Origin of the sequence: Pseudomonas chlororaphis subsp. aurantiaca (genome assembly GCF_013466605.1) — a bacterium.
Classification (GTDB): Bacteria; Pseudomonadota; Gammaproteobacteria; order Pseudomonadales; family Pseudomonadaceae; genus Aquipseudomonas; species Aquipseudomonas chlororaphis_I.
Genome location: NZ_CP059162.1, coordinates 4,546,261 through 4,558,942 on the forward strand (window position 1 = coordinate 4,546,261; position 12,682 = coordinate 4,558,942).

Here is a 12,682-nt window from a genome sequence, read left to right on the forward strand (position 1 = left end):
GCAGTCGCCTCAGAGGTGGTAGACATCGACGACCTGACGAACGTAATCGTTCTTCAGGATGACTTTCTTGGCCCTGATCAGCGGGTTCTCGCCCCGCACGTCGAGGGTGTAGAAGCTGGTGCCGAAGTAGCTGTCGACGGTCTTGTAGCGAAAGCTCAGGGTGTGCCAGTTGAAGCGTACCTGGCACAGGCCGTCGACCTGCTCCAGCACCTCGATGTTGCTCAGGTTGTGCGAGGTGCGGGTGTCTGGAATGCTCGCGCTGGAGCGCTCGGTCTTGATCCGGAACACCCGGTCTTCCAGGCCGCAGCGGCTGCCGTACCAGATCAGCGAGATCTCCCGCTGCGGGTCTTCGGTGAGCTCGTCGTTGTCGTCCCAGGACGGCATCCAGAAGGTCGCGTCGGGAGCGTAGAGCTCCAGCCAGCTGTCCCAGTCCTTGTCGTCCAGGTAGCGCGCTTCGCGGTAGAGAAAGTCGCGCACGGTGTCATGGGAAACGCTCATCACACAGCCTCCACGGCAATGGTTCGCGCGGCTTCGGCGGCAAGCGCCTTGAGCATGGTTTGCTGCCAGTACTTGTGCTGCATCACGAACAGGCCCTCGTCTTCGGTGCGCACGCCACTGAGGATCGGTTGCAGGTCGATTTCCCGGGCCGCGTCGTCCGCGCCCTCGACCCAGTGTTCGGCGCCGCGGGACATGTCGTTCCAGGCGCTGTTGCAGCCCTGGTAGCCCATCTGGCAGGAACGGAATTCCTCCAGGTCGTCCGGGGTGGCCATGCCGCTGACGTTGAAGAAGTCCTCGTACTGGCGGATGCGCATGGCCCGGGCTTCGTCGCTTTCGCCCCTGGGCGCGATGCAGTAGATGGTGATCTCGGTACGGTCCACCGAGATCGGCCGGGCGATGCGGATCTGCGAGCTGAACTGGTCCATCAGGTAGACGTTGGGGTACAGGCACAGGTTGCGCGAGTTCTCGATCATCCAGTCGGCGCGGGCCTGGCCGAAGTCCCGGGCCAGATCAAAGCGGCGCTCGTAGAGCGGACGGTCCTCGGGGTTGGACCAGCGGGTCCAGAGCAGCATGTGGCCCTTGTCGAAGGAGTAGAAACCACCGCCCTGCTTGGCCCAGCTGCCGGCGCTCATGGTCTTGATCTCTTCGCCGGCTTCGCGCTGCTTGCGCTGGCTCTGGGTGGCCGCGTAGTTCCAGTGCACTGAGCTGACGTGGTAGCCGTCGGCGCCGTTTTCCGCGGTGAGCTTCCAGTTGCCTTCGTAGATGTAGCTCGAGGAACCGCGCAGCACTTCCAGGCCGTCGGCGGACTGGTCGACGATCATGTCGATGATCTTCGCCGACTCGCCCAGGTGCTCCACCAGGGGCAGCACGTCGGGGTTGAGGCTGCCGAACAGGAAACCGCGATAGGACTCGAAGCGCGCGACCCTGGTCAGGTCGTGGGAGCCTTCGCAGTTGAAACTCGACGGGTAACCCGCGGCGGCCGGGTCCTTGACCTTGAGCAGCTTGCCGGAGTTGTTGAAGGTCCAGCCGTGGAACGGGCAGGTGTAGGACGACTTGTTGCCGGTCTTGTGCCGGCAGAGCATGGCGCCACGGTGGCTGCAGGCATTGAGGAAGGCATTGAGTTCGCCGTCCTTGTTGCGCGCGATGAAGACCGACTGCCGGCCCATGGTGGTGGTGTAGTAGTCGTTGTTGTTGGGGATCTGGCTCTCGTGGGCGAGGTACAGCCAGTTGCCCTCGAAGATGTGCTGCATTTCCAGCTCGAACAGCCGGGGGTCGGTGAACATCTCCCGCTTGCAGCGGTAGACACCCCGGTCACGGTCTTCTTCAAGCAGGGAGTGAAGGTATTCGGGTCGCAGGGTCATGGCCGCCGCCTCCATTGTTTTTATTCAGGCAAGGCTCATGCTAGGGCGGGGTGCGCGGGGGCAATATCCGTTGCGTGCAGACCACTATCCGTTTTCTGCAGAGTTTTGTAGGGCAAGTCCTACAGGGGTAGCCGCTGCCGAGCAGGCGAGGCAGTGACCGGGCTGGGCGGCATTCCGACGTAGCGACCGCCACTCGGGCCTCGCATGTTTATCCAGAACGATCGCGGTTTCAGGTTTTGCGACTGCTGCGCAGTCGATCGCAGCCTCGCGGGCTCGGCAGCGGCTACGGATAACGCGGAGGATCAGGACGAATGCAGCCTCTGTAGGAGCGTCGACCGGCTGCTCCTACAGAGGCAAATGCATCGATATCAGTGCCGGCGTCTGAGGGTATCGGACGGCAATTCGCCGAACTGTTTGCGGTAGCTTTCCGAGAAGCGTCCCAGGTGCAGGAAACCGAAGTCCATGGCCAGTTCGGTGATGTTGCGTACGTTGCAGCTGGGGTCGCGGAGGCAGGCGTGGATCCGCTCGAGTTTCTTCTGGCGAATGTAGCGCATGGGCGTGGTGCGGGCGTTGCGCTCGAACAACGCATAGAGCGAACGCAGGCTCATCTGCGCCTGCTGCGCCAGTTCCTCGCAGCCAATGTCCTGCTTGAGGTTGCGCTCGATGTAATCGGCAATCGTCTCGAAGGTCGCCGACGACGAACCCAGGCCCGCGCGTCGGATGTTGGTCTTCATCAGGCTGAGCATCTTGCTCGCGACGATCTGCGCGTAATGCTCTTGCACCCGGGGGATGCACTCGGCGGCTTCGGCTTCGCGGCAGACCACGCTCATCAGGTTGATGAAACCTTCCAGCTCATCCAGCTGGTAGCGGTTGCCCACGAAGCGCACGCCCTGCCCCGGATACAGCCAGCGCTGCTCCTGGCACACCGATTCCAGCAGGCGGGTGGGCACCTTGATGATGAATTTCTCGCAATCGTCGGAGTAGGTCAGGTCCACCGGATCGTCGGGGTTGATCAGCAGCAGCTCGCCCGGGGCGAAGTAATGTTCCTGGCGATGGCCGCGCCACAGGCAGTGGCCACGCAGCAACACTTGCAGGTGATAGATGGTTTCCAGCGCCGGCGAGGTGACCCGCACGCTGGCGCCGTAGCTGATCGAGCACAGGTCGAGGCTGGCGAACTGCCGATGATTGAGGCTGGCCTGGGGACTGCCGGCCTTGGGCAAACGGATGCAGTGGCTGCCCACATGCTGGTTGACATAGCCGGACACGGCATAGGGATCGGCCTGGTCGAATACCCTGCTGCGCTCACTCAACAGATGCGTTTCCATAAGCGGGTCACTCCCAGTTCTAATTATTGGGATTGTTATTATCGGGCGGTGCTCGTTCGTCACCGCGGGCACATCACGCAAAACATCGACCACGACTCACAATGGCAAAAGCCACGGGATAACCGTCAAGTCATCCCGTGGCCCCGATTCGGGATCTGCCGTCGCCTCAGCTCTCCAGCGCTCGTACTCGCTCCATGCGCTGCTGCTCCTCGGGCTGGGCCGACGACTGCAGGGTGAAGTCGAAGTCGATCTCGGCAAAACGCCCGCCGACCCCATGCTGCGCCGCACGCTGCTGATCGTCGCTGAAGGTGATCTTGGCGATCAGCTCGTCGCGGGTGGCGTAGGCGAAATCGTCGTGCAGGTATTCATCGCCATCGAGGTTGATCTGGGTGGTCAGGTGACGGTGGTCGTCGGCCGAGATGAAGAAGTGGATATGTGCCGGACGCTGGCCATGGCGGCCCAGCTGGTCGAGCAACTGCTGGGTCGGACCGTCCGGTGGGCAGCCGTAGCCCGAAGGCACGATGCTGCGGAAACGGTAGCGGCCTTCGGCATCGGTGACGATGCGTCGACGCAGGTTGAACTCCGACTGGGTGGTGTCGAAGTAGGAGTAGGTACCGCCGGTGTTGGCGTGCCAGACATCGACAATGGCCCCGGCCAGCGGTTCGCCGGCGGTGTTGCGCACCTGGCCCTGCATGAACAGCACCACGCCCGGATCGAGGCCATCGTCGAGGCGCGCTTCACCCTGGCTCAGCGGCGCACCGGCCACGTACAGCGGGCCTTCGATGGTGCGTGGGGTGCCGCCGGTCTTGCCGGCCTGTTCGTCGGCGGCGTCCATCAGCAGGTCCAGGTAATGCTCCAGGCCCAGGCCAGCCACCAGCAGCCCGGCTTCCTGGCGGGCGCCGAGCACGTTGAGGTAGTTGACCGCCCTCCAGAATTCTTCCGGAGTCACGTCGAGGTCTTCGATGATGTTCACCGTGTCACGCAGGATGCGGTACACCAGGGCCTTGGTACGCGGGTTGCCCTGGTCGTTGAACTGGCCGCTGACTTCTTCGAGAAATTTCTGGGCGCTGGCAGTGTGGGAAATTCGGACGTTCATGGTTATTCCTCATCTTGTATTTATTAGAGTGTGCAGCGGGCTGGCGAGGGCTCAGCGGTCATCCGCATGAATGGACGAAGGATGCCTGCACAGCGCGTTCACTTCGATAGCCATGTACGGGTACAGCGGCAGTTGCATCAGCAGGTCGTGCAGTTCCTGCACGCTGTCGACGTCGAACACGCTGTAGTTGGCATACAGGCCGGCGATGCGCCACAAGTGCCGCCACTTGCCCTGCTCCTGCAGGCGCTGGGCCAGGGCCTTTTCGTCGGCCTTGAGCTGGGCTGCGCGCTCGGGGTTCATGTCGACCGGCAACTTCACGGTCATTTTGACGTGGAACAGCATGGTGCACTCCTTAAGACGTGATGAATGGCGGTTCAGGCTTTGTCGCGGCGGAAGAACGCCAGGCGCTCCTCGTCCAGGCTCAGGCCGAGGCCCGGCGCCTGGGATACGTGCAATTGGAAATCGCGGTACAGCGGCGGCTCAGCGAGGATGTCCTCGGTCAGCAGCAGCGGGCCGAACAGTTCGGTGTCCCAGCTCAAGGTATTGAGAGTGAGGAAGGCATGGGCCGACGCCAGGGTGCCGATGCCGCCTTCGAGCATGGTGCCGCCGTACAGGCCGATGCCCGCCGCCTCGGCGATCGCCGCGGTGCGCAATACCGCGCGCGGGCCGCCGTTCTTGGCGATCTTCAGGGCGAACACCGAGGCCGCGCCTTCGCGGGCCAGGTTGAAGGCGTCTTCCACGCATTCGATGGATTCGTCGGCCATGATCGGCGCCGGGCTGATGGCATTGAGGCGCACCATACCGGCGCGGTTGTTGCGCGAGATCGGCTGTTCGATCAGGTCGATGCCGTTGCCGCCCAGGACCCGGCAGGCACGCACCGCCACCGCTTCGTCCCACGCCTGATTGACGTCGACCCGCACGCTGGCGCGGTCGCCCAGGGCCTTCTTGATCGCGATCACGTGGGCCAGGTCGCGATCTACCTCGCCGGCGCCGATCTTCAACTTGAAGATGCGGTGACGACGCAGGTCGAGCATCTTTTGCGCTTCGGCGATGTCCTTGGCGGTATCGCCGCTGGCCAGGGTCCAGGCCACTGGCAAGGCGTCGCGCACCCGGCCGCCGAGCAGCTCGCTGACCGGCAGCCCCAGGCGCTTGCCCTGGGCGTCGAGCAAGGCGCTTTCGATACCGGATTTGGCGAAGGTGTTGCCGCGGATGCTGCGCTCCAGGCGCTGCATGGCGGCATTGATATTGGCGCCGTCCTGGCCGAGCAGCAGCGGCGTGAAGAAACGGTCGATGTTGGTCTTGATGCTGTCCGGGCTTTCATTGCCATAGGCCAGGCCGCCGATGGTGGTGGCTTCGCCCAGGCCTTCGATGCCGTCGGCGCAGCGCAGGCGGATCAGCACCAGGGTCTGGTTCTGCATGGTGTGCATCGCCAGCTTGTGCGGGCGGATGGTTGGCAGATCGACGATGATCGTTTCGATCGATTCAATGGCACTCGAAAGCATTTCCATACCCATCAGGTTCTTGAAGTTATGGACCTGATTCTCGTACGGCTTTTTCCGGGGTTCCAATATAGAATTGGTCTGGCTCGATACCTTTAAGGTATCCAACCTTTGTCTGCGGAGGCCTTATGGAACTGCGTCATCTGCGTTACTTCCAGGTGCTGGGCCAGACCCTCAACTTCACCAAGGCCGCCGAGCGCCTGCACATCGCCCAGCCGCCCCTGAGCCGGCAGATCCAGCAACTGGAAGAGGAACTCGGGGTATTGCTGCTGGAGCGCGGCCGGCCGTTGCGCCTGACCGAGGCCGGGCGGTTTTTCTATGAGCATTCCAGCGTGCTGCTGGAGCAGTTGGCCAAGATCTGTGACAACACCCGGCGCATCGGCCACGGCGAAAAGACCTGGCTCGGCATCGGTTTTGCCCCCTCGACCCTGTACGGCCTGCTGCCGGAACTGATCCGCCGCCTGCGCAGCCACGAGACCCTGGCCCTGGAACTGGGACTGTCGGAGATGACCACCCTGCAACAGGTGGAAGCGCTCAAGGCCGGGCGCATCGACATCGGCTTCGGGCGGATTCGCATCGACGACCCGGCCATCGTGCAGAGGGTACAGACTGAGGATCGCCTGGTGGCCGCCCTGCCCGCCGGGCATCCGCTGATCGGCCAGCCGGTGAGCCTGGCGCAACTGGCCGACGAACCCTTTGTGCTCTACCCCGGCAACCCACGCCCGAGCTACGCCGACCACGTGATCGCGCTGTTCAATACCCACGGCCTGAACATCCGCATCGTGCAATGGACCAACGAACTGCAGACCGCCATCGGCCTGGTGGGCGCCGGCATCGGCATCACCCTGGTGCCGGCCTCGGTGCAATTGCTGCACCGCGACGACATCGGCTTCAGCCCGCTGCTGGAAGCCAACGCCACCTCGCCGATCATCATCAGCCGGCGGGTCGGCGACGTCTCCGCGGGGCTCAATCACTGCCTGCGCATGATCGACGAACTGCGCGCCGAACACCCCGACGCCTGACTCCTCGCGCGCAACCGACTCGCGGTTGCGCCCACCTCCCCTTGTTGCAAAAAAGCATGCCTGCAGAAAAGGGATACAGGTCTGCACGCAACGGATAGCCCCCGCCCCACGCCCCCCCATAGCCTGCCGGGCAGTGAACTGCTTTCCATAACAATAAGAGTAAAAGCAATGAAACCTGCAAAGACCCTCGCCGTGCTGGGCGCCAGCGCGGTGTGCCTGAGCGCGCCCCAGCCGCTGCGAGCCGAAGAAGGCGGTTTTATCAAGGACGCCACCGCCACCCTCCAGGCCCGCAACTACGTCTTCAGCCGCGACTATTCGGATATCCGCGGCACCGAGCAGTCCATGGCCCAGGAATGGGCCCAGGGTTTTATCCTCAACTTCAAGTCCGGTTACACCCCCGGCACCCTCGGCGTGGGCCTGGATGCCATCGGCACCCTGGGGCTCAAGCTCGACAGCGGCAAGGGCCGGGTCAACAGCGGCCTGCTGCCGGTGCAGGAGGACGGCGAAGCCGCCGACGACTACAGTCGCCTCGGCCTGGCGCTGAAACTGCGCCTGGCGAAAAGCGAGCTGCGCATCGGCGAACTGCAACCCAACCTGCCAGTACTCAGCTTCAGCGACATCCGCCTGCTGCCGCCGTCCTACCAGGGCGCGAGCATCGTCTCCAACGACATCGACGGCCTGACCCTGCAAGGCGGCCGCCTGCGCTCCACCAGCCTGCGCAACGAGTCCGGCGACGACAAACTGCAAGCCATGCTCGGCCACATGCCGAAACGCGCGGTCAGCAGCGATGCCTTCAACTACGCCGGCGCCGACTACGCCTTCAACGACCAGCGCACCAGCGTCAGCGCTTGGTACGGACAGTTGGAAGACATCTACCACCAGCGCTTCCTCGGCCTGAAACACAGCCAGCCGATGGGCGACTGGATACTCGGCGCCAACCTCGGCTATTACAACAGCGAAGAAGACGGCAAACAGCTGCTCGGCGCCATCGACAACCAGGCCTTCTTCTCCCTGCTGTCGGCCAAACGCGGCGGCCATACCTTCTATGTCGGCTACCAGGGCATGTTCGGCGACAGCGCCTTCCCCCGGGTCTTCGCCAACATCACCCCACTGGGCAACGAAGTGCCCACCTACGAGTTCGCCTACACCGACGAACGCTCCTGGCAACTGCGCTACGACTACGACTTCGCCGCCAGCGGCCTCCCCGGCCTGACCAGCACCGTGCGTTATATCCGCGGCGACAACGTCGACACCGGCAAGGGCTTTGAGGGCAAGGACTGGGAACGCGACCTGGATATCGGTTACGTGATCCAGTCCGGCCCGTTGGGCGGGCTGGGGATCAAGGTGCGTAATGTGGTGGCGAGGTCGAATTATCGGACCGATATCAATGAGAACCGATTGTTGCTGAGTTATAGCTGGAAGTTGTTTTAAGGCAGGGTAGCGAGCGCGATATTGGACATCGCGCTCGGCCAGCTCTTTACCCATCATTGTGTAATGTACGGGTCCTGCGTCTTGATAAAATCGTCAAACGCCTTGGAGTTATAGATATCGAGGCAGGCATAAAATACAACTTTCCTATCCGTATATTTGCTACTGGCTTGGGTTTTTTCATACATGGAAAATACAAAATCCGTCGTTGCATCATAAGGATTATGCAGAGTCTCCAGGGTGTCTTCATTCTGAAGAATGCTGTGCATACCACTCCCCATGAAGGAATAGGCGCCAATAGCCGACTCGATATCGCTCTTCACATCGGACTCATCTTTAAACTGATTAACGATGCAATAGCCAAGACCATAATTCTTCAACGACTGCCGGGCCGCTGCAACATCAACCCCAGCGTAAGCGACGCTACCCATATTGCCTGCGGTCAAAAGCAATACCGCTAAAATCCGTTTCATCCTTTCAATTCCCAATAATTGGTCTTTACCAGTGACGCCGTGGAGTTTTCATAGGCATGACTGTCCAGACGCTGGTAGTCAGAACCGTCACTAGTCTCTTTTCCATTCCAAAGAACGACGTGCCCCCTGGCATCATTCCAGCCAGAAACCTCGACAATGATCAATCCCTTTTTCCCGGATATATCCTTATCCTTACCGGGAGCCATAACCAGATCCGGCTTCCCCCAATTAAACTCCAGGAAATCGATCATGTCATGGACCCGTAGAATGTAGGGCATCCCATCGTCCCCGCGCACCCTATAAATGGCCTTATTCTTAATGATCGTACCCCGTGGAATCCTGTAACCTCCATTGTTGAAAGCCCTGCTCATTCTAAGAGCGCAAGCGTTTGAATAATCAATAGGCTTTTGCCTTCTCAATGCAGCAGCCTCACCTCCAACAAGCTCATATACAGCCCCCGCCTCCCTATACCCTACTTCAGCATAGGCAGACCACAAGTCACTGAAACGTGGTCTTTTGATCGTAGCCGTAGAGGACACTTCTCCCGAGTTCATGACTATCCTGGCCATTACATCTCCCCTTCCATGTCAATTCGCTCACCGGCGAAAGCCTCAGAAATAACAGCGACACCATCCTCTCCAACTACTGCCGACAAGGTCCGCTCAATATCGCCGCTTAAATCCACAGTCACTATCTCGCCAGCTGCATACCCTGAAGTCTCTACATGAATATTTAAGTCAACATAAAATCGCGAAACCGCATCAAGCGGTATCCGCTCACTTCCATATGACAAAGAAATTCTTCTGATCAACCTCGGCTTTTTCAGAACCCCGGCAATGGCCATGAAGCCGGCACTATTATGCTCAGCCCCACCATACACAGAGGACTGTGCAGAAATTAAAGTATTAACAAGAGGTGGGCAGCCACAGGCAACGTAGTCACCTTCCAAAGCGACCAATCCAGCAGGCAAGGTAATCGTTCTGGGTCCCACGGCTACTATGGGCCCTTTGCCTTTACTACAAGCAGAGCAGCTTGCGATATGTCCTACTGACGCCGTACTGACCGAGCCATCGATATCAATACCTACGTTACCTTCCAGTACACGCCCTCCAGTCGATGTTGGCGCTCCAAGCCCAATCATTTTCCGCCCCACATTAAGTCTCCTTTATTTACAAAAAAGTCGCGTTCAAACCAAAACAGCAACCTCTTCATAAATTATTTATTCGGGACAGAAATCAATCGGAACAATCTGAAAGCCAACCAGGATATATCCAAAGCAGCCATCTATTATCAGCATACTCTTGGTATAACGCTGCCCTTCGATATCCAAACGGAGAACTCACAACAAAGGCCATAATTAAGAAAATGGATAATCTTCCCGCCAAATGGAGAAAAGGAATTCAGATCCATGAATGTAAATAAACGTCAGCCGTTCTAAATCTGGCGCCAACTGTTCATCCTGACAGTGCTCACGTACCTGATCTGGTACGTGGCGGTCCCAAGAGTAGGCATTCACTTATTCGAAGCAGGACATTGGTGCTAGTAGCACCTTGGCAAGGTCCGATAACCCTTAGGCCCCCCCTGGAAGCTCACTTCAAGAATGAGGACTCACCCATGATCGACTTCAACAACAAAGGCTTCTTCAAGCTCAAGCAAAACGACGAATACGCGGAACGGGTCAGCGACCTGTTGCTGGAAGGCGAACAGGTGATCGATGCCTATAAAGCCATGCGCGACGGTGTGGTGTTTACCAACAAGCGCATCATCGCGGTCAACGTGCAGGGCATCACCGGCAGTAAAAAGGACTTCACCTCCCTGCCCTACAAAAACATCGTCGCTTACTCGGTGGAAACCTCCGGCACTTTCGACCTGGACTCCGAGCTGGAGATCTATTTTTCGTCGCTGGGCCAGGTGAAGTTCGAATTCACCGGCAAGACTTCGATGGTGGAAATCTCGAAGCACATTTCCAGGCATCTGCTGGGCTAGAACGCCGAGGCGTCAATCGGCGCTCAGCCCCCACAACACCTCCAGCACATGCTGGGTCGAGCGCTCCACCTCGCCGTCCCGATGGGCAATGCCCAACTGGCGCCACAGCGGCGGCAACAACGGGCGCATGGCGATCCGCGTATCGGGCAGCGGCGTGGCGGCTTCGTGGGGCAGCAAGGTGGCGCCATAACCGGCGGCCACCAGGCTCTTGATCGCGTCGTTGTAGTTGAGCTGGATGCGCGCCGTGGGCTGCTGCCCGCCCAGGGCGAACCACTCCGAGGTCAGGCGCGACAACCGGGTGCTGTGGTCGTTGAGGATCAGCGGTTGGGCCGCCAGCCACTGCGGGGTTACCGGGTCGGGGCACTGCCAGCGGGCCGGCAGGAAAGCCATGACCGGGTCCTTGCGCCAGGGCTCGATGCGCAAACCCTTGACCGGGGTTTGCGGCAAGGCCACCAGGCCGATGTCCAGCGAACCTTCGGCGAGCTTCTTCAAGCTCTCCTGGGAAGTCAGCACCGCCACCTGCAGGTCGATGCCCGGGTGCCGCTGGCCGAGGGTTTCCAGGGCCTGGGGCAGCAATTGGGCGATGGCGCCGGTGGAGGCCCCCAGGCGCACCCGCCCGGCCAGACCCAACACTTGGTGCTGCACATCCTCCAGCGCCTGCTCGGCATCGGCCAACAAGCGCCGCGCGCGCTCCACCAGGGTTTCGCCAATGGCCGTGGGCTGCACCCGGCCGCGGGTGCGTGACAACAGCGAACCGCCCACCCGCGTCTCCAGGTCGGCGATATGCAGGCTGACCGTGGGCGGCGCCAGGTTCAGCGCGCGGGCCGCCTCGGCAAAGGAGCCGAGGTCGACAATCGCCACCAGGGTGCGCAACCGGTCGAGGCTGATTTCACGCATGGCTCGCTCCAGATTCAGAAAAACTGAAGCTTAGCGTTATTAAATTCAACTTTCTCTATTTCAGCTTCCGCCGGAAGATTTGCTCAACTTTTCCGGCTTGCGAGCACACAGCATGAGCACACCCCTCGTATTTATCGACGGCGACCAGGGCACCACCGGGTTGCAGATCCATCAACGCCTGCGCGGCCGCAGCGATCTGCACCTGCTGACCCTCGCCGCCGACCAGCGCAAAGACCCGCAACGCCGCGCCGAAGCCATCAACGCCTGCGACATCGCCCTGCTCTGCCTGCCCGACGATGCCGCCCGCGACGCCGTCGCCAGCATCCGCAACCCGGCCGTGCGGGTGATCGACGCCAGCTCGGCGCACCGCACCCACCCCCACTGGACCTACGGCTTCGCCCAGATGCACCCGCAACAGGCACAACGCATCGCCACCTCCAAACGCGTGAGCAACCCCGGCTGCTACCCCACCGGCGCGATCGGTCTGCTCCGTCCGTTACTGCAAGCCGGGCTGATGCCGCAGGACTACCCGATCAGCATCAACGCCATCTCCGGCTACTCCGGCGGCGGCCGCGCCGCGGTCGAAACACACGAAGGGCCGGATGCTTCCAAAGCCGCCCCTTTCCAGATCTACGGCCTGAGCCTGGCCCACAAACATGTGCCGGAGATCCAGCAACACAGCGGCCTGAGCGAACGGCCGCTGTTTGTCCCGGCCTACGGTGCGTTTCGCCAGGGCATTGTGCTGACCGTTCCACTGCAACTACGCCTGCTCGCCCCCGGCGTGGATGCCGCGCGTATCCATGCCTGCCTGGAGCAGCATTACGCCGGAAGCGGTTGTGTACAGGTGATGTCGCTTCGGCATGCACAAGAACTCACGGGCCTTGATCCCCAGGCGCTGAACGATACGGACGGTATGCGCTTGATGGTGTTTGAGGGCGAGGGGCAGGTGCTGTTGGCAGCGGTGTTCGACAACCTGGGCAAAGGCGCGGCGGGGGCGGCGGTAGAGAATCTGGATTTGATGCTGGCCGCGCAGGGCTGAAGGGATTGCCTGCGCGTTGCAACTGGCCGGATATAGCCTGGTTTCATGCTGCCTTTGG

At 60.9% G+C, this 12,682-nt stretch carries 14 protein-coding genes; 4 read left to right on the top strand and 10 right to left on the bottom strand.

All coding sequences use genetic code 11. The annotated features are described in order from the left end of the window. Positions 1 to 9: 9 nt before the first annotated feature. From benB to H0I86_RS20530, 6 genes are all read right to left on the bottom strand, one after another. Positions 10 to 498, bottom strand: coding sequence for a benzoate 1,2-dioxygenase small subunit (benB, locus tag H0I86_RS20505; RefSeq protein WP_180921886.1), 489 nt, complete (start codon positions 496 to 498; stop codon positions 10 to 12). Then, positions 498 to 1,859 carry a benzoate 1,2-dioxygenase large subunit gene (gene benA / locus H0I86_RS20510; RefSeq protein ID WP_180921887.1) on the bottom strand — a complete coding sequence of 454 codons (1,362 nt, stop codon included), beginning with the start codon at positions 1,857 to 1,859 and terminating at the stop codon, positions 498 to 500. The genes benB and benA overlap by 1 nt, the downstream gene beginning before the upstream one ends. Before the next feature lie 368 nt (positions 1,860 to 2,227). Next, on the bottom strand, positions 2,228 to 3,184 hold the full coding sequence (locus H0I86_RS20515) for an AraC family transcriptional regulator (RefSeq protein WP_180921888.1): 957 nt from the start codon (positions 3,182 to 3,184) through the stop codon (positions 2,228 to 2,230). Positions 3,185 to 3,350: 166 nt separating this feature from the next. Continuing rightward, entirely contained in the window at positions 3,351 to 4,280 is a 930-nt protein-coding gene (gene catA / locus H0I86_RS20520) for a catechol 1,2-dioxygenase (RefSeq protein WP_180921889.1), read from the bottom strand. A 51-nt stretch (positions 4,281 to 4,331) separates the two neighbouring features. After that, positions 4,332 to 4,622 (bottom strand): muconolactone Delta-isomerase, encoded by a 291-nt coding sequence (catC, locus tag H0I86_RS20525; protein WP_180921890.1) that lies wholly within the window; start codon positions 4,620 to 4,622, stop codon positions 4,332 to 4,334. Positions 4,623 to 4,654: 32 nt separating this feature from the next. Continuing rightward, positions 4,655 to 5,782, bottom strand: coding sequence for a muconate cycloisomerase family protein (locus H0I86_RS20530; RefSeq protein ID WP_164485383.1), 1,128 nt, complete (start codon positions 5,780 to 5,782; stop codon positions 4,655 to 4,657). A 125-nt stretch (positions 5,783 to 5,907) separates the two neighbouring features. Between H0I86_RS20530 and H0I86_RS20535 the strand changes: the two genes are divergently transcribed. Both H0I86_RS20535 and H0I86_RS20540 read left to right on the top strand, forming a co-directional pair. Further along, the gene (locus H0I86_RS20535) at positions 5,908 to 6,801 is read left to right on the top strand and encodes a LysR family transcriptional regulator (protein WP_180921891.1); all 894 of its coding nucleotides are present in this window, start codon (positions 5,908 to 5,910) and stop codon (positions 6,799 to 6,801) included. A 168-nt stretch (positions 6,802 to 6,969) separates the two neighbouring features. Then, positions 6,970 to 8,232: an OprD family porin gene (locus tag H0I86_RS20540; protein ID WP_180921892.1), complete on the top strand. Its 1,263-nt coding sequence runs from the start codon at positions 6,970 to 6,972 to the stop codon at positions 8,230 to 8,232. A gap of 53 nt (positions 8,233 to 8,285) precedes the next feature. Here the strand turns inward: H0I86_RS20540 and H0I86_RS20545 are convergent, their stop codons facing one another. The 3 genes from H0I86_RS20545 to H0I86_RS20555 are packed head-to-tail and all read right to left on the bottom strand — an operon-like array spanning position 8,286 to position 9,855. Continuing rightward, complete coding sequence (locus H0I86_RS20545; protein WP_180921894.1) at positions 8,286 to 8,702, bottom strand: T6SS amidase immunity protein Tai4 family protein; 417 nt, start codon at positions 8,700 to 8,702, stop codon at positions 8,286 to 8,288. Next, the gene (locus H0I86_RS20550; RefSeq protein ID WP_180921896.1) at positions 8,699 to 9,271 is read right to left on the bottom strand and encodes a type VI secretion system amidase effector protein Tae4; all 573 of its coding nucleotides are present in this window, start codon (positions 9,269 to 9,271) and stop codon (positions 8,699 to 8,701) included. The genes H0I86_RS20545 and H0I86_RS20550 overlap by 4 nt, the downstream gene beginning before the upstream one ends. Continuing rightward, positions 9,271 to 9,855, bottom strand: coding sequence for a PAAR domain-containing protein (locus tag H0I86_RS20555; protein ID WP_009049936.1), 585 nt, complete (start codon positions 9,853 to 9,855; stop codon positions 9,271 to 9,273). The genes H0I86_RS20550 and H0I86_RS20555 overlap by 1 nt, the downstream gene beginning before the upstream one ends. Positions 9,856 to 10,316: 461 nt before the next feature. On the opposite strand from H0I86_RS20555, the gene H0I86_RS20560 reads away from it, so the two are divergent. Further along, positions 10,317 to 10,688 carry a PH domain-containing protein gene (locus H0I86_RS20560; protein WP_009044741.1) on the top strand — a complete coding sequence of 124 codons (372 nt, stop codon included), beginning with the start codon at positions 10,317 to 10,319 and terminating at the stop codon, positions 10,686 to 10,688. Between the two features lie 12 nt (positions 10,689 to 10,700). Here the strand turns inward: H0I86_RS20560 and H0I86_RS20565 are convergent, their stop codons facing one another. Further along, the gene (locus H0I86_RS20565; RefSeq protein WP_180921898.1) at positions 10,701 to 11,585 is read right to left on the bottom strand and encodes a LysR family transcriptional regulator; all 885 of its coding nucleotides are present in this window, start codon (positions 11,583 to 11,585) and stop codon (positions 10,701 to 10,703) included. 112 nt (positions 11,586 to 11,697) lie between these two features. Here H0I86_RS20565 and argC point away from each other — a divergent pair, with 112 nt between their 5' ends. Next, entirely contained in the window at positions 11,698 to 12,624 is a 927-nt protein-coding gene (argC, locus tag H0I86_RS20570; RefSeq protein WP_180921900.1) for an N-acetyl-gamma-glutamyl-phosphate reductase, read from the top strand. The last annotated feature ends 58 nt before the right edge of the window (positions 12,625 to 12,682 follow it).

Excerpts from the sequence above, each read along its gene's own strand:
- H0I86_RS20565 (WP_180921898.1), bottom strand. The coding sequence starts at position 11,585 with ATGCGTGAAATCAGCCTCGACCGGTTGCGCACCCTGGTGGCGATTGTC.
- H0I86_RS20515 (WP_180921888.1), bottom strand. The coding sequence starts at position 3,184 with ATGGAAACGCATCTGTTGAGTGAGCGCAGCAGGGTATTCGACCAGGCC.
- H0I86_RS20560 (WP_009044741.1), top strand. The coding sequence starts at position 10,317 with ATGATCGACTTCAACAACAAAGGCTTCTTCAAGCTCAAGCAAAACGAC.
- catC (WP_180921890.1), bottom strand. The coding sequence starts at position 4,622 with ATGCTGTTCCACGTCAAAATGACCGTGAAGTTGCCGGTCGACATGAAC.
- argC (WP_180921900.1), top strand. The coding sequence starts at position 11,698 with ATGAGCACACCCCTCGTATTTATCGACGGCGACCAGGGCACCACCGGG.
- H0I86_RS20545 (WP_180921894.1), bottom strand. The coding sequence starts at position 8,702 with ATGAAACGGATTTTAGCGGTATTGCTTTTGACCGCAGGCAATATGGGT.
- H0I86_RS20540 (WP_180921892.1), top strand. The coding sequence starts at position 6,970 with ATGAAACCTGCAAAGACCCTCGCCGTGCTGGGCGCCAGCGCGGTGTGC.
- benA (WP_180921887.1), bottom strand. The coding sequence starts at position 1,859 with ATGACCCTGCGACCCGAATACCTTCACTCCCTGCTTGAAGAAGACCGT.
- H0I86_RS20550 (WP_180921896.1), bottom strand. The coding sequence starts at position 9,271 with ATGGCCAGGATAGTCATGAACTCGGGAGAAGTGTCCTCTACGGCTACG.
- catA (WP_180921889.1), bottom strand. The coding sequence starts at position 4,280 with ATGAACGTCCGAATTTCCCACACTGCCAGCGCCCAGAAATTTCTCGAA.
- H0I86_RS20530 (WP_164485383.1), bottom strand. The coding sequence starts at position 5,782 with ATGCTTTCGAGTGCCATTGAATCGATCGAAACGATCATCGTCGATCTG.
- benB (WP_180921886.1), bottom strand. The coding sequence starts at position 498 with ATGAGCGTTTCCCATGACACCGTGCGCGACTTTCTCTACCGCGAAGCG.
- H0I86_RS20535 (WP_180921891.1), top strand. The coding sequence starts at position 5,908 with ATGGAACTGCGTCATCTGCGTTACTTCCAGGTGCTGGGCCAGACCCTC.